The 17,493-nt window shown below is 75.4% G+C and carries 20 protein-coding genes; 6 read left to right on the forward strand and 14 right to left on the reverse strand.

The window, feature by feature from the left end; all coding sequences use genetic code 11:
- The first annotated feature begins 62 nt into the window (after positions 1-62).
- Positions 63-926, forward strand: a complete 864-nt coding sequence (locus tag E1O70_RS09310) for a hypothetical protein (protein ID WP_128957538.1) — start codon at positions 63-65, stop codon at positions 924-926.
- 48 nt (positions 927-974) lie between these two features.
- Here E1O70_RS09310 and E1O70_RS09315 read toward each other — a convergent pair whose 3' ends face one another.
- On the reverse strand, positions 975-1,412 hold the full coding sequence (locus E1O70_RS09315; protein ID WP_082774260.1) for a winged helix-turn-helix transcriptional regulator: 438 nt from the start codon (positions 1,410-1,412) through the stop codon (positions 975-977).
- Positions 1,413-1,566: 154 nt separating this feature from the next.
- Between E1O70_RS09315 and E1O70_RS09320 the strand changes: the two genes are divergently transcribed.
- The gene (locus tag E1O70_RS09320) at positions 1,567-1,932 is read left to right on the forward strand and encodes a DoxX family protein (protein WP_061266959.1); all 366 of its coding nucleotides are present in this window, start codon (positions 1,567-1,569) and stop codon (positions 1,930-1,932) included.
- A gap of 143 nt (positions 1,933-2,075) precedes the next feature.
- Here the strand turns inward: E1O70_RS09320 and E1O70_RS09325 are convergent, their stop codons facing one another.
- The 6 genes from E1O70_RS09325 to E1O70_RS09350 all read right to left on the reverse strand — a co-directional run bounded on the left by E1O70_RS09325 (position 2,076) and on the right by E1O70_RS09350 (position 8,029).
- On the reverse strand, positions 2,076-2,867 hold the full coding sequence (locus E1O70_RS09325) for a YidC/Oxa1 family membrane protein insertase (protein ID WP_061266958.1): 792 nt from the start codon (positions 2,865-2,867) through the stop codon (positions 2,076-2,078).
- 114 nt (positions 2,868-2,981) lie between these two features.
- Positions 2,982-3,266 carry a DUF6412 domain-containing protein gene (locus E1O70_RS09330; protein ID WP_034653680.1) on the reverse strand — a complete coding sequence of 95 codons (285 nt, stop codon included), beginning with the start codon at positions 3,264-3,266 and terminating at the stop codon, positions 2,982-2,984.
- A 90-nt stretch (positions 3,267-3,356) separates the two neighbouring features.
- Positions 3,357-3,863, reverse strand: coding sequence for a DUF779 domain-containing protein (locus E1O70_RS09335; protein WP_061266957.1), 507 nt, complete (start codon positions 3,861-3,863; stop codon positions 3,357-3,359).
- Positions 3,864-4,023: 160 nt separating this feature from the next.
- Positions 4,024-5,547, reverse strand: a complete 1,524-nt coding sequence (exaC, locus tag E1O70_RS09340) for an acetaldehyde dehydrogenase ExaC (RefSeq protein ID WP_061266956.1) — start codon at positions 5,545-5,547, stop codon at positions 4,024-4,026.
- 179 nt (positions 5,548-5,726) lie between these two features.
- The gene (locus tag E1O70_RS09345; RefSeq protein ID WP_082774259.1) at positions 5,727-7,040 is read right to left on the reverse strand and encodes a sigma-54-dependent transcriptional regulator family protein; all 1,314 of its coding nucleotides are present in this window, start codon (positions 7,038-7,040) and stop codon (positions 5,727-5,729) included.
- 68 nt (positions 7,041-7,108) lie between these two features.
- Entirely contained in the window at positions 7,109-8,029 is a 921-nt protein-coding gene (locus E1O70_RS09350; protein ID WP_061266955.1) for a LysR family transcriptional regulator, read from the reverse strand.
- Positions 8,030-8,117: 88 nt separating this feature from the next.
- On the opposite strand from E1O70_RS09350, the gene E1O70_RS09355 reads away from it, so the two are divergent.
- Entirely contained in the window at positions 8,118-9,512 is a 1,395-nt protein-coding gene (locus E1O70_RS09355; RefSeq protein ID WP_082774258.1) for an aspartate aminotransferase family protein, read from the forward strand.
- A gap of 7 nt (positions 9,513-9,519) precedes the next feature.
- Here the strand turns inward: E1O70_RS09355 and E1O70_RS09360 are convergent, their stop codons facing one another.
- On the reverse strand, positions 9,520-10,050 hold the full coding sequence (locus tag E1O70_RS09360) for an SAM-dependent methyltransferase (protein WP_061266954.1): 531 nt from the start codon (positions 10,048-10,050) through the stop codon (positions 9,520-9,522).
- Between the two features lie 136 nt (positions 10,051-10,186).
- Between E1O70_RS09360 and E1O70_RS09365 the strand changes: the two genes are divergently transcribed.
- Together E1O70_RS09365 and E1O70_RS09370 are read left to right on the forward strand one after the other, a co-directional pair.
- Entirely contained in the window at positions 10,187-11,098 is a 912-nt protein-coding gene (locus E1O70_RS09365) for a sulfurtransferase (protein ID WP_021483735.1), read from the forward strand.
- A 158-nt stretch (positions 11,099-11,256) separates the two neighbouring features.
- On the forward strand, positions 11,257-11,718 hold the full coding sequence (locus E1O70_RS09370) for a SufE family protein (RefSeq protein ID WP_061266953.1): 462 nt from the start codon (positions 11,257-11,259) through the stop codon (positions 11,716-11,718).
- Positions 11,719-11,817: 99 nt separating this feature from the next.
- Here E1O70_RS09370 and E1O70_RS09375 read toward each other — a convergent pair whose 3' ends face one another.
- From E1O70_RS09375 to eda, 6 genes are all read right to left on the reverse strand, one after another.
- Positions 11,818-12,795 (reverse strand): bile acid:sodium symporter family protein, encoded by a 978-nt coding sequence (locus E1O70_RS09375; protein WP_061266976.1) that lies wholly within the window; start codon positions 12,793-12,795, stop codon positions 11,818-11,820.
- 99 nt (positions 12,796-12,894) lie between these two features.
- Complete coding sequence (locus tag E1O70_RS09380; protein ID WP_061266952.1) at positions 12,895-13,665, reverse strand: SDR family NAD(P)-dependent oxidoreductase; 771 nt, start codon at positions 13,663-13,665, stop codon at positions 12,895-12,897.
- A gap of 25 nt (positions 13,666-13,690) precedes the next feature.
- Positions 13,691-14,155, reverse strand: coding sequence for a TFIIB-type zinc ribbon-containing protein (locus E1O70_RS09385; RefSeq protein ID WP_061266951.1), 465 nt, complete (start codon positions 14,153-14,155; stop codon positions 13,691-13,693).
- A gap of 113 nt (positions 14,156-14,268) precedes the next feature.
- Positions 14,269-14,664, reverse strand: a complete 396-nt coding sequence (locus tag E1O70_RS09390; RefSeq protein WP_128957539.1) for a hypothetical protein — start codon at positions 14,662-14,664, stop codon at positions 14,269-14,271.
- 87 nt (positions 14,665-14,751) lie between these two features.
- Positions 14,752-15,873, reverse strand: coding sequence for a sugar kinase (locus E1O70_RS09395; RefSeq protein WP_061266949.1), 1,122 nt, complete (start codon positions 15,871-15,873; stop codon positions 14,752-14,754).
- 3 nt (positions 15,874-15,876) lie between these two features.
- Positions 15,877-16,536, reverse strand: a complete 660-nt coding sequence (eda, locus tag E1O70_RS09400; RefSeq protein ID WP_061266948.1) for a bifunctional 4-hydroxy-2-oxoglutarate aldolase/2-dehydro-3-deoxy-phosphogluconate aldolase — start codon at positions 16,534-16,536, stop codon at positions 15,877-15,879.
- Between the two features lie 70 nt (positions 16,537-16,606).
- Between eda and E1O70_RS09405 the strand changes: the two genes are divergently transcribed.
- Positions 16,607-17,464: an IclR family transcriptional regulator gene (locus E1O70_RS09405; RefSeq protein ID WP_061266947.1), complete on the forward strand. Its 858-nt coding sequence runs from the start codon at positions 16,607-16,609 to the stop codon at positions 17,462-17,464.
- The last annotated feature ends 29 nt before the right edge of the window (positions 17,465-17,493 follow it).

Consider the following 17,493-nt stretch of genomic DNA (forward strand, 5'->3'; position numbering starts at 1 on the left):
CATCCGGCCACGCACGGTGGCACCTGTCGTCCGGGCGCCCGCCCGCACGACACCGGAGCACCATGAGCACCCCTGTGACGCCGCCGTCCTCGCCGACGCCCCCTCCCGGCCCGCCGCCCTCCTCCCCCGGCCCGGCCGCGCACCCGAACCCGTACGCGGCGCCACCGTTCGCAGCGCGCCCCGGCCCTCCGCACGCCGGCACCCCGCAGCCCCTCGCACCGCACCCAGGGCCGCCGTACCCCGGCGCTCCCCAGCCGGCCCCGCCGCGCGCGGCACCGGGGCGTGGCGGTCTGTCTCGGACGGCCGTCGGGCTGCTCGTCGGGGTCGTGTGCCTCGTCGTCGGCGGCGGGACGGGGTTCGCCGCGGGCGTCGCGACGGACGCGGGCGCCCTGATCGCCGCGTGGGTCACGGCCCCGACCGACGACGCGTACGACGACGAGTGGCCGGGCGACGGCTGGTCGGACGAGGACTGGCCCGAGGGCGACTGGGAGGGCACGGGCACGCGCGACGACCCGTGGCTGTTCGACGGGTACACGATCGGCGGCGAGGAGTGGGAGGTCCTCCTCGAGGAGCCCTACGAGGCGACCGCGGACGTGCTCGCGCACGACGACGTCAACGCCCCGCCGCCCGACGGCGTCGAGTACTGGATCGTGCCCGTCACCGCCACCTACACCGGGTCCAGCTCGCAGGTGACCGCGTGGGGCGCGGTCGACGTCGGGTTCGTCGGCGACGACGGCGTCCACGCCGAGGGCGGGTGCGGCGCGGTGCCGCACGCGCTCGTGAGCACGGGCCTCATCGGCTCGGGCGACACCGTGACCGGCAACGTGTGCCTCGCGGTGCCGGCGGGCGCCCCCGGCCTCTGGACGCTCTCGCTGGAGCGGTACGAGCCCTGGTACCTGCGCGCGGCCGACCCGCTCGCGGGCTGACCGCCCTGCGCCCGACCCGCTCGGTCCCCCGCGGGTCGGACGGCCCCGTCAGCCCGCGGGGCGCCGCGCGTCGAACATGTCGCGGTTCTCGCGGATGGTGCGCGTGTGGGCGAGCGCCCACTCGACGAGCGCGAGCACGGGCGGCAGCAGCGTCTCGCCGAGCCCTGTGAGCGCGTAGTCGACGCGCGGCGGCACGACGGCGTGCACCGTGCGGCTCACGAGACCGTCCCGCTCGAGCTGGCGCAGGTTGAGCGTGAGCATGCGCTGCGAGATCCCGTCGATCCCGTGGAGCAGCTCGGTGAAGCGCTGAGGGCCGCCGGAGAGCATCCCCAGGATGAGGACGCTCCACTTGTCGCCCACCCGGTCGAGGACCGAGCGCACCTCGCTCGTCGCCTCCGCCGCGGCGCAGCCGCGGTCGACCGGGATGCCGTGGCGCTCGGCGAGCTCGCGCACCACCGGCACGTCCGTGCTGGGCGTCGTCGTCATGGGGGTCTCCGTCTTCTCCGGGTGCTGCTCCGTGTGCCTCACGCACACCGGTGTGCCTTTTGTACCGGTGCTCATGGTTACCCATCATGTGCCCAGGCACAAAGAGTGACCGGTCACCCTGGGCCGTCGCCGCCTCCTCTCGAAGGACTCACGCATGGACGTCGCCCTGTGGATCGCCTCCGGTCTGCTCGCCCTCGCCTTCCTCGGCGCGGGGCTCATGAAGGCCTTGCGCCCGATCCCTGTGCTCCAGGAGCAGATGCGCTGGGTGACGCCCGAGCGCGCGGCGGGCGTGCGCGTCATCGGGTGGCTCGAGGTGGCCGGAGCCGTGGGCGTGATCCTCCCCTGGGCGCTCGGCGTCGCGCCGGTCCTCACGCCGATCGCGGCAGTCGGGCTCGCCCTCACGCAGGTCGGCGCGATCCCCCTGCACCTGCGCCTCGGCGAGGCGAAGGCCGTCCCGGCGAACGTGGTGCTGCTCGCCCTCGCGGCGTTCGTCGCCGTCGACCGGTTCGCGGCGCTGTGACACGCGGGCGGGCCGCGGCCCGCCCCCAGGTCGCCGCGGGGCTGCGGGGAGCGCGCTGACGGCCTCGCGCAAGGGCGACAGGTCGGCCCTATTCCCGACACTCTCGCGCGGCCGGCGGTCCGCTGGCAGCCCCGCGGCCTCCGCTACGCCGTCGCGACGAGCGGGTACCGGCGGCGCAGGACGAGGCGCTGCCCGAGAGTCCATGTCACCGTCACCAGCAGGTACAGGCTCGCGGCGAGGGGCACGAAGCAGGCGATCACGGCGGTGACGAACTGCAGGGCACCGAGCGCGTTCTGCAGGCCGGGGCCGGAGAGCACCGCCGCACCGGGCACGCTCGGCCCGGTGTCGGCGACGGGCGCCGTGCGGGGCAGCGCGAGCCGTCCGCCCGGCTGAGAGGCGCGACGCGTGAGCTCGCCGACGAGGGCGATCGCGAGCACGACCACCCCGGCCACCACGACGGTCGGCACGCCACCCGCCCCGAGCCCGCCGACGAGGCTCGAGCCCAGGGGCGCGCCGAACAGGGTGTGGCCGAGCAGCGCGTTGCCGTGCCCGGCGATCTCCGCGTGCAGGAACAGCGCGTAGACCACCCCGACCACGGGCGCTTGGGCCAGCATCGGGAGGCACCCGGCGAGCGGTGTCGTGCCCTCCCGGGTGTACAGCTCCACGGTCGCGCGCCGCAGCCGCTCGGGGTCGTTCCGGTGGCGACGCTGGAGCTCGGCGAGCCGCGGCGCGAGGCGCGCGCGGTCGCGCTCCGCCTTCGCCTGCGACACGCCGACGGGGACGAGCAGTGCGCGCACGGCGAGCGTCAGCAGGACGACGGCCGCCGCCGCCGCGGCGCCGCCCGCGAGGGGTTCGAGCAGGTCGGACAGGCCCATCAGCGCGCGGTACGCGGCGTCGAGCACGGTGGAGACGAGCGGGAGGTCGAGCAGGTTCATGGTGGTGTCCTCGGTCGAACGTGCGGGGTTCGCGTTCGCCGATCACCCTGCGGTGGGCAGGCAGCAGCACGCCGCGCAACGACGCGGGTGCGATGAGGTCCCTCGGCCGGGTGATCAGCCGAGGAGTCGGCCGGGAGCCCGGGGCCGGGCACGACCCGGGGCGTCCGGGTCGCTCTGCGTGACGGCGGGACCGACGTCGACCGTGTCGCGCAGGCGGCCCGCGGGGCGAGCCGCCACACCGAGCGCGAGGGGTGCGCCCCAGCGCGCGGCCACGGCAGCCACGGCCGCGACGAGGGCGGTGGCGCCGAGGAGGAAGAGCGTGGCCGTGAGGGTCGACGTGCCGAGCAGGAGCGTGAGCGCGGAGGCGAGGTCGCGCGCCACGACGAGCAGGTCGTTCATCGCACCGCCTCCTCTCCGGTCCCGGGCCGTCGCGGCCCCGCTGCGGGGCCGGTCCTGGAGCCCGTCGCAGAGCTCGTCGGTGAGGTCAGCCTAGGCCACGTCGAGCGCCGCCCACTCCTCGTCGGTGAGCAGACGCGACCGGATGATGAAGCGCACGCCCTCAGGCGCCTCGACGCTGAACCCCGCGCCGCGGCCGGGCACGACGTCGATCGTCAGGTGGGTGTGCTTCCAGTACTCGAACTGCGCGCGGCTCATCCACACGGGCACGACGAACCGGCCCGCTGCGCCGTCCGCCGCGGCGGGGCCGTCCGCGGCAGGGCCGCCCGCACCGGGACGGGGCGCGCCGGGACCGGGCGCGTCGGGACCGGGCGCGTCGACGACGAGATCGCCGAGGTGCACGTCGGCGTCGCCGAGCAGGAAGTCGCCCTGCGGGTAGCACATGGGCGACGACCCGTCGCAGCACCCGCCGGACTGGTGGAACATGAGCTCGCCGTGGACCGTCCGCAGCCGCGCGAGCAGCGCCGCGGCGTCGTCGGTGAGCGCGACCCGCGCGGGTGGCGCGCCAACCGGACGGACCGAGGGGACGTCGTCGACCACGGAACCCTCCACGTGTCAGGCCGACCAGGCGATCCCGGCGCCGCGAGCAGGTGGTCCTGGTCCGTCCGGACGGCCGGACGAGCCGAGACCACCTGCTCGGCGGCCGGGGGGAGGGGGCCGAGCCCGTGGTCGGTAGGCGGGCAGGGCGGGTGGGGTTGGTCTAGAAGAAGCCCAGCTTCTGGGCCGAGTAGGAGACGAGGAGGTTCTTCGTCTGCTGGTAGTGGTCGAGCATCATCTTGTGGTTCTCGCGCCCGACGCCTGAACCCTTGTACCCGCCGAACGCGGCGGCGGCGGGGTACGCGTGGTAGCAGTTCGTCCACACGCGCCCGGCCTCGATGGTGCGGCCCGCGCGGTAGGCGGTGTTGCCCGACCGCGACCAGACGCCGGCCCCGAGCCCGTACAGGGTGTCGTTGGCGATCGTCATGGCGTCGTCGAAGTCGGAGAAGTCGGTCACCGCGACGACCGGACCGAAGATCTCCTCCTGGAAGATCCGCATCGAGTTCTTGCCCTCGAAGATCGTCGGCGTCACGTAGTACCCGCCCGCGAGGTCGCCGCCGAGCTCGGCGCGCGACCCGCCCGTGAGCACCTTCGCGCCCTCGGCCTTGCCGATCTCGATGTACGACAGGATCTTCTCGAGCTGGCCGTTCGACGCCTGCGCGCCGATCATCGTCTCGGTGTCGAGCGGGTTGCCCTGCCGCACCGCCTTCGTGCGCTCGATCGCGTCGCCGAGGAACGTGTCGTAGATCGACGACTGGATGAGGGCGCGCGACGGGCACGTGCACACCTCGCCCTGGTTGAGGGCGAACATCGTGAACCCCTCGAGGGCCTTGTCGTAGAAGTCGTCGCGCGCGTCGGCGACGTCGGAGAAGAAGATGTTCGGCGACTTGCCGCCGAGCTCGAGCGTGACCGGGATGATGTTCTGGCTCGCGTACTGCATGATCAGGCGCCCGGTCGTCGTCTCGCCGGTGAACGCGATCTTCCGGATGCGCGGGCTGGACGCGAGCGGCTTGCCCGCCTCGACGCCGAACCCGTTGACGACGTTCACCACCCCGGGCGGCAGCAGGTCCCCGACGATGTCCATGAGGAAGAGGATCGACGCGGGCGTCTGCTCGGCGGGCTTGAGCACGACGCAGTTGCCCGCCGCGAGCGCCGGGGCGAGCTTCCACACGGCCATGAGGATCGGGAAGTTCCACGGGATGATCTGGCCGACGACGCCGAGCGGCTCGTGGAAGTGGTACGCGATGGTGTCCTCGTCGATCTCGGAGATCGACCCCTCCTGCGCGCGGATCGCGCCCGCGAAGTAGCGGAAGTGGTCGATCGCGAGCGGGATGTCGGCGGCGAGCGTCTCGCGGACGGGCTTGCCGTTCTCCCACGACTCGGCGACGGCGATCCGCTCGAGGTTCTCCTCCATGCGGTCGGCGATCTTGTTGAGGACGTTGGCGCGCTCGGTCGCGCTCGTGCGGCCCCACGACCGGGCGGCGCCGTGCGCGGCGTCGAGCGCGCGCTCGATGTCGTCGGCGGTGCCGCGCGCGACCTCGGTGAACGTCCGGCCCGTCACGGGGCTCGGGTTCTCGAAGTACTGCCCGCCGGCCGGCGCGACGTACTCGCCGCCGATCCAGTGGTCGTACCGGGCCTTGTACTCGGCGATCGCCCCGTCCGTGCCGGGGGCTGCGTAGACCGTCATCGTCTGCCTCCTCGCAGTGCTGACTCGCAGTGCTGGTCCTCGCCGCGCCCTGGGGGAGGTCGCCGTCGGGCGGGGAGCGTCCGACGGCGGTGCGCGGCCCGGCGCCTCGTCGCGCCGTGCGGCCGACGGTAGGCGGCGCAGGGTTGCAGGACCGTTGCAGCGGGCGGCTCCCCCGGACCTCAGGCGAGCTCGTCGTCGAGCAGGTCGAGGTGGGCGCGGGCGCGCAGCCACAGCGGGCTGCCGTGGTCCGCGACGCGCTGCAGCCGCGTCCACGCGGCGTGGTCCTCGGCGCCGTCGTCGGTGCGCGTCCACGCGTCGAGCACGTCGGCGCCGCCCGCGGCCACGACGGCGGTGCGCAGCTCGGCCGCGAGCTCCGCGCGCAGGTGCTCGACGGCGGGCGCACCCGAGCGCGGCAGGAGCGGCGCGCGGTAGGCGGCGACGGCGCCGCGGACGTCGCCCACCGCGAGGTGGTCCCGCACGACGTCGGCGTCGGTCCGCAGGGGTCGCGCGAGCCGGTAGGGGCGCGACCCCGCGAGGAGCGCGCCCGCGACGCGCCGCAGGCGCGACACCTCGGCGCGGACGGTCACGTCGGAGAGCTCGCCGGGGTGCAGCAGGACGGCGAGCTCGTCGGCGGACAGCCCGCGGGGGTGCGTCGCGAGGAGCACGAGGATCTCGGCGTGCCGCAGCGAGAGGCGGTGGTCGAGACCGTCCGGCGAGCGCAGCACGGGCGCCGTGCCGAGCACGAGCAGCTCGGGCGCGCCGTCGCGGGGAGGTCCCGGGAGCCGGCCCGGGCCGTCGTCGGGACCCGTCGCCGCAGCGCGCTGGGCGAGCTCGCGCTCGAGGCTCAGCACCGTCGCGCGCACGAGCGACAGCACGACGCCCGACGCGGCGGACTGGCGCCCGGTGACGTCGAGGACCCCGAGGACGCGTCCGCTCGCGGGATCGTGGACGGGCACGGCCGTGCAGCTGAACGCCTGCACGGGCCGGGAGAAGTGCTCGGCGCCGAGGACCTGGACGGGGCTGCGCGTCGCGAGCGCGGTGCCGGGCGCGTTCGTCCCGACCCGTTCCTCGCGCCAGACCGACCCCTCGACGAACCCGACGCGGTCGACGGCGTCGCGCAGCGCCCGGTCGCCCTCGACCCACAGGAGGCGGCCCGCGTCGTCGGACACGGCGACGACGAGGCCGTCGTCGGCGGCGGCGTCCACGACGAGCTCGCGCACGACCGGCATGACGCCCGCGAGCGGGTGCGCCTCGCGGTAGGCGACGAGGTCGTCGTGGGCGAGGCCCGAGTCGGTGCGGGGCGCCTCCGGGTCGACGCCGCTGTGCACGGACCGGCGCCACGAGTCGGCGACGAGCGGGTGGACGCCGCGCGGGAGGACGCCGTGGTCGAGGAACGAGCGGTAGGCGGCGCGGACGGAGCGCGGGTCGCGGCGCGCGTCGGGGCGGCGCGGGTGCTCCTCGGAGCGGGGCGGCGGTGCGGGAGTGCGCGGCACGGGACCTCCACGTCGTCGTGCGGTGCTGGGGCCAGTGTAGGTCGCGCCGGGTCCGACGCGAGCGCGCGTCAGCCGGTGCCGGGCGGCGCGTGACCGGCGACCTCGCGCGCGACGCGCCGCAGGGCGCCGAGGACGACGGTGGTCGCGGCGGTCGGCGCGGCCCCGCGGCGCACGGCCGCGTACACCGGGCGGGTCCGGGGCGCGCGGAGCGGGCGGGCGTCGACGGCGTACCGCGGGTCGACGGCGAGGCCCGGCAGCAGCGCGACGGACAGCCCGGCCTCGACGTGCGCGAGCAGCAGCTCGTAGCTGGGCAGCCGGGCGACGACGCGCGGCTCGAAGCCGGCCTCGCGGCACGCGCTCTCCACGAGCGTGGACAGGTAGCGCCCGGGGAGGTCGGCCGCCCACGGCGCGTCGGCGAGGCGCGCGAGGTCGGCCGGTTCACCGGGGGCCTGGTCGCCGCGCGCCGTGACGAGCACGACCGGGTCCTCGAGCAGCGGGACGGTCGCGACGTCGGGCCCGGCGAGCAGCGCGCCGTCGAGCAGGTCGGCGGTCACCGCGACGTCGACGTCTGCCCGCCGGAGCGCGGGCCCGCTCTCGCGCGGGTCGAGCTCGTCGACCTCCACCTCGACGCGCGGGTGCTCGACGGCGAGCCGCGCCGCGAGCGGGATGACGAGCGCGCGCACCGCGCTCGAGAACGCGGCGACGCGCACGACGCCGGCCGGCTCGCCGTCGGGGTGGGCGAGCTCGGCCTCGGCGAGGGCCATCTGGTCGAGGATGACGCGCGCGTGCCGGGCGAGCGTGCGGCCGGCGGGCGTGAGGCGGACGCGTCGACCCGTGCGCTCCAGGAGGCGCGCGCCGGTCTCGGCCTCGAGCGCGGCGAGCTGCGCGGAGACGGCGGACGGGCTCAGGTGGAGCGAGGTCCCGACGGCGCGCACGGTCCCGAGGCTCTCGAGCCGCGCGAGGATCTGCAGCCGGGCCGCATTGAGCACGTGCGCTCCTCTCTGTGCGGTTTCTCCGCACAGACTGTACGCAGACTCGCGCTGTACGCGCACAGCGGCGCGTCCCTACGCTCCGAGGATGACGTTCCCGCCCTCCCCCGCGCCCGCCTCGCCGTCCGCCCCGTCCCCCGGTGGGGGCCGGGCCGCCGCGGACGACGCCGCGCGGTTCTGGGCCGACGCCGACCGCCACCTCGTGCGGTACGGCGGGCCGTTCACGCCCGAGATCGTCGAGAGCGCGGCGGGCAGCTTCGTCACGACGACGGACGGGCGCCGCGTCCTCGACTTCACGTCCGGTCAGATGAGCGCGATCCTCGGGCACAGCCACCCGGCGATCGTCGAGACGGTGCGCCGCCAGGTCGGGACGCTCGACCACCTGTTCTCCGGGATGCTGTCGCGCCCGGTCGTCGACCTCGCCCGCCGGCTCGCGGACACGCTGCCCGACCCGCTCAAGAAGGTGCTCCTGCTCACGACCGGGGCCGAGTCGAACGAGGCCGCGATCCGGATGGCGAAGCTCGTCACGGGGCGGCACGAAGTCGTCTCGCTCGCCGGGTCGTGGCACGGCATGACGCACGCCGCGGCCGCCGCGACGTACAGCGCGGGCCGCCGCGGCTACGGCCCGACGGCGCCCGGCAACCTCGTCGTCCCCGTCCCCAACGCGTACCGGCCCGACCACCTCGCGCCCGACGGCACGCACGACTGGCGCCGCCAGCTCGACCTCGCGTTCGACCTCGTCGACGTGCAGTCGACCGGCAGCCTCGCGGCGTGCCTCGTCGAGCCGATCCTCAGCTCGGGCGGGATCGTCGAGCTCCCACCGGGCTACCTCGCGGCGCTGCGCGACAAGTGCCACGAGCGCGGGATGCTCCTGATCCTCGACGAGGCGCAGACGGCGCTGTGCCGCACCGGCTCCTGGTACGCGTTCGAGGGGCGCGACGGCGACGAGCCCGTGGTGCCGGACATCCTCACCCTCTCCAAGACCCTCGGCGCCGGGCTCCCGCTCGCCGCCGTCGTCACGAGCGCCGAGATCGAGGCGCGCGCGCACGAGCGCGGCTTCCTCTTCTTCACGACGCACGTCTCGGACCCGCTCGTCGCGGCGGTCGGCACCACCGTGCTCGACGTGCTCCAGGCCGAGCGGATGGACGCGCGCGTCCGGGTGCTCGGCGACCGGCTGCGCGCCGGGCTGCTCGACCTCCAGGACCGCCACGCGACGATCGGCGACGTCCGCGGGCGCGGGCTGCTCCAGGGCATCGAGCTCGTGCTCGACCGCGAGACGAAGGAGGGCGCCGACGCCCTCGGCGCGCTCGTCACCCGGCGGGCGCTCGAGCTCGGGCTCCACATGAACGTCGTGCAGCTCCGCGGCATGGGCGGCGTGTTCCGCATCGCCCCGCCGCTGACGGTGAGCGAGGACGAGCTCGACCTCGGTCTCGGGCTGCTCGACCAGGCCCTCGGCGACGCGACGCGCGAGCTCCTGGGCTGACCGCCGGTCACCCGGGCGGGTCGGCCACCCGTCGCGCGCCGACGGCGAGCACCCCGTCGCGCACGACCGTCACCGGGCCCAGCGCGGGGACGTCGAGCGACGCGCGCACGCCGTCGAGGACCCGGTCGTCGCCTCCGTCCGGCGTCTGATGGACGAGCCAGAGCGCTCCGCCCGGGACGAGCAGCGCGGCGAGGGCGCTCGCCTCGGCATGGGCCACGCGCGTCCAGAAGACGTTGACGTCCACCGCGAACGCGACGTCGAACGGGCCGCCGGAGACGTTCGGACCACCGGTCGCCGCGAGCTCCCCACGCCGCACGACGAGGCGGCCGTCGTCGACAGCGACCCGGTTGCGCGCGGTCGTGCGGGCGACCGCCACGGCGGACCGGTCGAGCGCGACGTACCGCACGCCGGGGTGGGTGGCGAGCACGAGCTCGGCAGCCGCCCCGGGACCGGGGCCGATCTCGAGCACGGCCTCGTCGCCGCGGAGGTCGAGCAGCGCCACGGCCCGCCGCACGCGCTCCGGGACGGTGGCGGTCACCCGTCCAGTGTGGCCACCGGAGCGAGCGTCCGCAGCGCGCGTTTACACCGTCTCAGCATGCGTCACGAGCCTTCCGTGATGCGGACGGCCGACCTAGCCTGACGAGCGAACGCCCACCACGCGCCCGGAGGACACCATGCCCGCACCGCTCGACACCAGCGAGAAGATCACGCAGTACGCCCACCCCGACCGCCTCGTGAGCACCGACTGGCTCGCCGAGCACCTGGGCGAGCCGGGCGTCGTCGTCGTCGAGTCCGACGAGGACGTGCTGCTCTACGAGACCGGGCACATCCCCGGCGCGGTGAAGATCGACTGGCACACCGACCTCAACGACCCCGACACGCGCGACTACATCGACGGCAAGGGCTTCGCCCAGCTCCTCGGCAGCAAGGGCATCGCGCGCGACACGACGATCGTCGTCTACGGCGACAAGAACAACTGGTGGGCGGCCTACGCGGCGTGGGTCTTCACGCTGTTCGGCCACGAGGACGTGCGCCTGCTCGACGGCGGCCGCGGCAAGTGGATCGCCGAGGGCCGCGAGGTCACGACGGACGTCCCCGAGCCGGTCGCGGTCGAGTACCCGGTCGTCGAGCGCGACGACGTGACGATCCGCGCGTTCAAGGAGGACGTCCTCGCCCACATCGGCAACGGGCCGCTCGTCGACATCCGCTCCCCGCAGGAGTACACGGGTGAGCGCCTGCACATCCCGGACTACCCGGAGGAGGGCGTGCTGCGCGGCGGCCACATCCCGACGGCGCGCAACGTGCCGTGGGCGACGGCGGTCGCGGAGGACGGCACCTACAAGTCGCGCGAGCAGCTCGAGGCGATCTACCAGGAGGGCGGCCTCGGCCTCGCGACGGACGACGAGGTCGTCACGTACTGCCGCATCGGCGAGCGGTCGAGCCACACGTGGTTCGCGCTCACGTACCTGCTCGGCTTCGACAAGGTCCGCAACTACGACGGCTCGTGGACCGAGTGGGGCAACGCCGTGCGCGTGCCGATCGTCAAGGGCGAGGAGCCCGGCGAGGCCCCGGCGTCGCTCAACTGACCCGCGTCCCGCGCGAGCGTGCCCGACGGCGCGCGGCCCGTCCTCCACGACGGGCCGCGCGCCGTCGTCGTGCCGCGGGCATACGACGCGTCCGCGGAGCGTTCCGCACGGTGGGACTGCCGTCCCGCCGCCCCGGCCCCGATGCGAGGATCGCCCCCATGAGCTCCCCCTCCGACGCTTCGCCCGACCTGCCCGCGACGCTCGCGGAGATCCGCGAGGACTTCCTCGCGATGCCGGAGCGCGAGCGCCTCCAGCTGCTGCTCGAGTTCGCGCACGAGCTGCCCGACCTCCCCGAGCGCTACGCCAGCGCGCCCGGTCTGCTGGAGCGGATCGAGGAGTGCCAGTCGCCGGTGCGGGCCTTCGCTGAGGTCGACGACGCGGGCGTCGTGCACTTCTACGCGACCGCCCCGGCCGAGGCCCCGACGACGCGCGGCTTCGCGTCGATCCTCGCGCAGGGCCTCTCAGGCCTGACGGTGCAGGAGGTGCTCGACGTGCCCGACGACTTCCCGATGTCGATCGGCCTGACGCGCGCGGTGAGCCCGCTGCGCATCGGCGGCATGAACGGCATGCTCACGCGCGCCAAGCGCCAGGTCCGCGAGCAGGTAGCGGCCCGCGGCTGACGGAAGTCCCACCCGGACCCGCCGAGCATGCGGTCGTCGCCCGCCCGGCCGCCGCGACGGGACGCCTCCGCATGGTCGGCGTCAGTCGGGTCAGGGGCGTCAGTCGCGGAGGGCCAGGCGTCGCGCCAGGACGGCGCAGACGACGAGCTGGAGCTGGTGGAAGACGATCACCGGTACCGCCACGACGCCGGCGACCGCGACGGGGAACAGCACGCTCGCCATGGGCAGGCCCGTCGCGAGCGACTTCTTCGACCCGCACATGAGCAGCGCGACCCGGTCCTCGGTCGAGAGCCCCAGCGCCGCGCCGCCCCACCACGTGGCCGCGAGCATGACGGCGAGGACGAGCGCACTGACCAGGAGCAGCGCGACGATCGACCACCCGGACACGCTCGACCACACGCCCGCCGACGACGCCGCCGCGACCGCGCCGAACACCACGATGAGGATCGTGCCGCGGTCGACGCCGAGCGTGAGCCAGCGCCGCGCCCGGACCCAGTCCCCCGCCCAGGGCTGGAGGAGCTGCCCGACGACGAACGGCAGCAGCAGCTGGAGCAGCACCGTGCGCAGGCCGCCGAGCCCGCCCGTGGGCCCGTCGGCTCCCCCGCCGGTCCCCGTCATGAGCCACAGCACGAGCAGCGGGGTGATCACCATGCCCGCGACGTTCGACACCGTCGCGCCGCAGATCGCCCCGGCGACGTTGCCGCGCGCTACGGACGTGAACGCCACGGACGACTGCACGGTCGACGGGAGCAGGGAGAGGTAGAGCATGCCGGCGGCGAGCGGCGCCCCGACGAGCGGCTCGATCGCCCACGCCGTGACGAGCCCGAGCACCGGGAAGACGACGTACGTCGCGGCGAGGATCCCGCCCTGCAGGCGCCAGTTGCGCAGCCCGGCCCAGACCTCCCGCGTGGACAGACGCATGCCGTAGACGAGGAAGAGGACGGTGACCGCGACGTCCGCGGCGGCGTCGACCACGCGCTGCGCGCCCGGTCCCACGGGCACGACGAGCCCGAGCACGACCACCACGAGCAGCGTCACGACGAAGGGGTCGACCCACCTGCTCAGGACTGCGCGCACGGGGACCGAGCCTAGCCCGGCGCACGACCCGGGGCGGCACTCGCCCGGCAGGCGCCCGTCGTCCACCCCGGAGCGCCCGACCGGGGCCGCCCCGGCCGGTCAGAAGAGCGTGTAGCCGCCGTCAACCGTGACGACGGCGCCCGTCATGAAGCTCGACGCCGCGCTCGCGAGGAAGACGACGGGCGGCCCGATCTCCTCCGGCTCCGCCCAGCGCTGCATCGCGGCGGGCGCGACGCAGTCGTCGTAGTACTCCGGCTGGTCGACCGGCGACGCCTCGGTGCGCACGTACCCGGGCGCCACCGCGTTCACGCGGATGCCGCGCGGCGCCCACTCGGCGGCGAGGCCCTTGGTGAGCTGGTGCACCGCCGCCTTGGACGCGAGGTACGCGGGCTGCCAGCGGGGCCGGTTGACGATCGACGCGGACATCGACCCGACGTTGACGATCGTCCCCGGCCGGCCCTGCGCGACGAGCTCCCGGGCGACGGCGCGCGAGCAGTACCAGACGCCGTCGAGGTTGGTGGCGAGCGTGCGGTGCCACACGTCGTCGCCGATCTCGAGGGCCGCGCCGCCGATCGACACGCCGGCGTTGTTGACGAGCAGGTCGACCGTGCCGAGGTCGGCGGCGGCGTGCGCGACGACGTCGTCCACCTGCTCGCGGTCGGTGACGTCGAGCACGTAGCCGCGGGCGTCGGTGCCGGCGTCCCGGAGCGCGGCGGCCGCCTCGTCGGCCGCCGCCGCGGTGGTCGCCGTGACCGCGACGCGGGCCCCCGCCTCGCCGAGCGCGCGGGCGACGGCGCGCCCGATGCCGCGGCTGCCGCCGGTGAGCAGGGCCGTGCGGCCGACGAGCGAGAACGAGTCGAGGACGGTCACGCGGGACAGTCGACCACGGGGCGCGTCAGAAGTCGAAGAGGTCCTCGAGCCACGACTCCTTCTTCTTGCGCTTGCGGTAGCGGGGGTCGTAGCCGTCGCGGCCGTCGTACCGGCGGTCCCGGTCGTCGCGATACCGGTCGTCGCGCGAGCGCTCGTCGTAGCGGTCGTCGCGGTACCGGTCGTCGCGGTAGCGGTCACGGTCGTCGTCGCGGCGGTCGCCGTACCGCTCCCCGGAGCGCGGGGCGGGGCTGCCGTAGTCCGTGGCGGCGGCCGGCGGGTACGACGTCGGGGCGGGCGCGGCAGGGGCGGGCGGCGCGGCGGCGGCCGGCCCCGCGGCCTCGGCGGCGATCTCGCTCTCCACCGAGCGGTCGATGATCTTGTCCAGCTCGCCGCGGTCGAGCCACACGCCGCGGCACGTCGGGCAGTAGTCGATCTCCACGCCCTTGCGCTCGGTCATGACGAGCACGGTCTGGTCGGTGGGGCACAGCATGTCTGCCTCCTCGCGAGATGGGCCGGGCGCGGTCGGCGCCCGCACCGGTACTGCGCAGTCCAACGCGGCTCCCGCGCGAGCGGTTCCCGGCCGGGCAGGTCTGCCGGTGCGGCTCAGCCCGTGCGGCGCTCGCTCGCGAGGCGGTCGCGCAGCTCGTCCGCGAGGTGCACCTCGTCGTCGAGGGCGGCGAGCGCGTCGGCCACGCGCGGGAGGAAGTCGGCCCCTGCGCGGAACCACTCCGCGCCCTCGAGGAACCGTGCGGCGGCTGCGTCGTCGTGCAGGGCGAGCGCGAGGTCGGCACGGAGCACCAGGGCGCGGAACCGGACGCGCTCGGCGACGGTGCGGGTCCGCACGCCCTCGGCGGCGAAGGCCCGGTCCAGGACCTGGGCGGCACCGGCCGGGTCTCCCGCCGCGCGGAGGATGCGCGCGTGCTCCAGGGCTCGACCCAGGTCCGGCGGTTCCTCGGCGCCGCGGCGGGGCAGCCCGGGCACGAAGGCCCCACCAGCCACGCCGTACCTCCCGCCTCCCGCCGACAGCGCGCCCACACTAACCCTGGACGTGCAGCCCGGCACGGCGGGAGACGGGAGGTCGACGGGTCAGCGCTGCACGCGCGCGCTGCCGCCCGACGCGAGCTTGCGGACCTCGGCGAGGGACGCCGTCGACGTGTCGCCGGGGGTCGTCATCGCGAGCGCCCCGTGCGCCGCGCCGTACTCGACGGCCTCCTGGATCGAGCCGAGCTCCATGAGCCCGTACGCGAGGCCCGACGCGAACGAGTCGCCGCCGCCCACGCGGTCGAGGATCTCCAGGCCGGGGCGGTGCGTCGCCTCCGCGAAGCCCTGCACGCGCGACCACGCGATCGCGCCCCAGTCGTTGACCGTCGCGGTCCGCACCCCGCGCAGCGTCGTCGCGACGACCTGGAAGTTCGGGTACTCCTCGGCCGCGCGCGTGATCATCGCGCGGAACGCGGACGTGTCGAGGTCGGTGAGGTTCTCGTCGACGCCCTCGACCTCGAACCCGAGCGACGCGGTGAAGTCCTCCTCGTTGCCGATCATCACGTCGACGTACCGCGCGAGGCGGCGGTTCACCTCCTGCGCGCGCTCGACGCCGCCGATGCCCTTCCACAGCGAGGGGCGGTAGTTGAGGTCGTAGGAGACGACCGTGCCGTGGCGGCGGGCGGCGGCCATGGCCGCCTCCGCGACGTCGGCGGACGACTCCGACAGCGCGGCGAAGATCCCCCCGGTGTGGAACCACCGGACGCCGCTGCCGAACACGGTGTCCCAGTCGACGTCGTCGGGCCGGAGCTGCGCGATCGCGGTGTTGCCGCGGTCGGAGACGCCGACCGCGCCGCGCACCCCGAAGCCGCGCTCGGTGAAGTTGAGCCCGTTGCGCACCGTGCGGCCGATGCCGTCGTCCTCGCGCCACCGGACCCAGCGCGTGTCGAGGCCGCCCGTGAGCATGAGGTCCTCGACGAGGCGCCCGACCTCGTTGTCCGCGAGCGCGGTGACGATCGCGCCGCGCAGGCCGAACGCGCGGCGCAGGCCGCGCGCGACGTTGTACTCGCCGCCGCCCTCCCACACGTCGAAGCGGCGGGCCGTCTTGATGCGGCGCTCCCCCGGGTCGAGGCGCAGCATGACCTCGCCGAGCGCGACGACGTCGTAGGCGCAGTCGGCCGCGGGACGGACGGCGAGCGGGGCGCGGGCGGTGGTCGTGTCGGTCATGGGTCAGGCTCCTTCGGCGGGGTGGGGGGCGGTCGCGGCGAGCGCGACGGCCTCGCGCGTGCGGCGGGTGATCTCGACGGTGTCGCCCGCGCGCACGAGCGCGGCGTCGACCATCCAGGAGCCGCCGGCGGCGAGCACGGCGGGCAGGGCGAGGTAGTCGAGCAGGTTGGCGGCGCTCACGCCGCCGGTCGGCACGAACCGCAGGCCGGGGAACGGCGCGGAGAACGCCTTGACCGCGGCGGGCCCGCCGACGACGTTCGCGGGGAACAGCTTGACGACGTCGAGGCCGAGGTCGAGCGCGGCGATGACGTCCGACGGCGTCGCGACGCCCGGGACGACGGGCACGCCGAGCTCCTGGGCACGACGCACGACCGCGGCGGAGAGGCCGGGCGAGACGAGGAACCGCGCCCCGGCGTCGACGGCCTCGTCGACCTGGGCGGCTGTGACGACGGTGCCCGCCCCGACCAGCACGTCGGGCACCTCGCGCGCGATCGCCTCGATCGCCGCGCGCGCCCCGGCGGTCCGGAACGTGACCTCGGCGACGGGCAGGCCGCCGTCGCGCAGCGCGCTCGCGACGAGGACGCTCTGCGCCGCGTCGTCGACCACGACGACCGGCACGACGCGGGCACGGGCGATCCCCTCCAGGGGTCCCAGGGGTGACATCCAGGCTCCGTTTCGCTATGGTGAACACCTGTTGTTCACTACGGAACGCACTCTAGGCGAAGGAGTCACCATGGCGGAAGCCGGCCGTGCGCCGTCGGGCACCCCGGGGTCGGCGGAGAGCCCGCTCGGCAGCGTCGACAAGGCGCTCGTCGCGCTCGAGGCGCTCGCCTCGGCGGGCCCCGAGGGCGTCGCGCTCGGGGACCTCGCGCGCTCGCTCGGGCTGCACAAGGCGTCGCTGCACCGCACGCTCGCGGCCCTGCGGTTCCGCGGGTACGCCGAGCAGGACGCGACGACCGGCGACTACCGCCTCGGCCCCGCGGCGACGGCGCTCGCGACGGTCTACCTCGGCGAGGAGAACCTCCCCGCGCTCCTGCACCCGGTGCTCGTCGCGGTGTGCCGCGCGACCGACGAGCTCGTGCACCTCGGCACCCTCGCCGGGACCGAGATCGTCTACCTCGACAAGGTCGAGCCGGCCCGCGCCGTCCGCGTCTGGTCGGCCGTCGGGCGCCGCCGCCCGGCGGCGACCACCGCGCTCGGGCGCGCGCTGCTCTCCCAGCGGACCCTCGACGACGGCGCGCTCGCCTGGTACGCCGGCGCCGCACCCGAGGACCACCCCGTCACGCCCGCCGCGCTGCGGGCGACGTGCGAGGCCACGCGCGCGACGGGGTTCGCCACGGAGACGGAGGAGAACGAGCCGGGCATCAGCTGCGTCGCCGTCCCGGTCCTGCGCGCTGGGCAGCCGGTCGCCGCCGTGAGCGTCACGGCGCCCGCCGAGCGGCTCGGCCCCCGACGGCGGCGGGAGATCGAGACGGTCCTGCGGGAGGTCGTGCCGCCCCTGCTGCCCCCGACCCTGGCGGTGCCCGACGCGGTGCTCCGCGGCTCCGGCGACGGGGCGACCCGCCGACCGGCGACGGACGCCGCGCTGTGAGAGAGTTCAACCGCAGCACGACGGAATGA

This window comes from Cellulosimicrobium funkei (assembly GCF_004519295.1).
Taxonomy (GTDB): Bacteria; Actinomycetota; Actinomycetes; order Actinomycetales; family Cellulomonadaceae; genus Cellulosimicrobium; species Cellulosimicrobium funkei.

Bases quoted from the DNA above. Each gene is read 5' to 3' on its own strand.
- E1O70_RS09315 (WP_082774260.1), bottom strand. From the start codon at position 1,412: ATGACGACGACGCCCAGCACGGACGTGCCGGTGGTGCGCGAGCTCGCC.
- E1O70_RS09310 (WP_128957538.1), top strand. From the start codon at position 63: ATGAGCACCCCTGTGACGCCGCCGTCCTCGCCGACGCCCCCTCCCGGC.
- E1O70_RS09355 (WP_082774258.1), top strand. From the start codon at position 8,118: ATGACGTTCCCGCCCTCCCCCGCGCCCGCCTCGCCGTCCGCCCCGTCC.
- eda (WP_061266948.1), bottom strand. From the start codon at position 16,536: ATGTCACCCCTGGGACCCCTGGAGGGGATCGCCCGTGCCCGCGTCGTG.
- E1O70_RS09365 (WP_021483735.1), top strand. From the start codon at position 10,187: ATGCCCGCACCGCTCGACACCAGCGAGAAGATCACGCAGTACGCCCAC.
- E1O70_RS09395 (WP_061266949.1), bottom strand. From the start codon at position 15,873: ATGACCGACACGACCACCGCCCGCGCCCCGCTCGCCGTCCGTCCCGCG.
- exaC (WP_061266956.1), bottom strand. From the start codon at position 5,547: ATGACGGTCTACGCAGCCCCCGGCACGGACGGGGCGATCGCCGAGTAC.
- E1O70_RS09405 (WP_061266947.1), top strand. From the start codon at position 16,607: ATGGCGGAAGCCGGCCGTGCGCCGTCGGGCACCCCGGGGTCGGCGGAG.
- E1O70_RS09320 (WP_061266959.1), top strand. From the start codon at position 1,567: ATGGACGTCGCCCTGTGGATCGCCTCCGGTCTGCTCGCCCTCGCCTTC.
- E1O70_RS09370 (WP_061266953.1), top strand. From the start codon at position 11,257: ATGAGCTCCCCCTCCGACGCTTCGCCCGACCTGCCCGCGACGCTCGCG.
- E1O70_RS09330 (WP_034653680.1), bottom strand. From the start codon at position 3,266: ATGAACGACCTGCTCGTCGTGGCGCGCGACCTCGCCTCCGCGCTCACG.
- E1O70_RS09325 (WP_061266958.1), bottom strand. From the start codon at position 2,867: ATGAACCTGCTCGACCTCCCGCTCGTCTCCACCGTGCTCGACGCCGCG.
- E1O70_RS09385 (WP_061266951.1), bottom strand. From the start codon at position 14,155: ATGCTGTGCCCCACCGACCAGACCGTGCTCGTCATGACCGAGCGCAAG.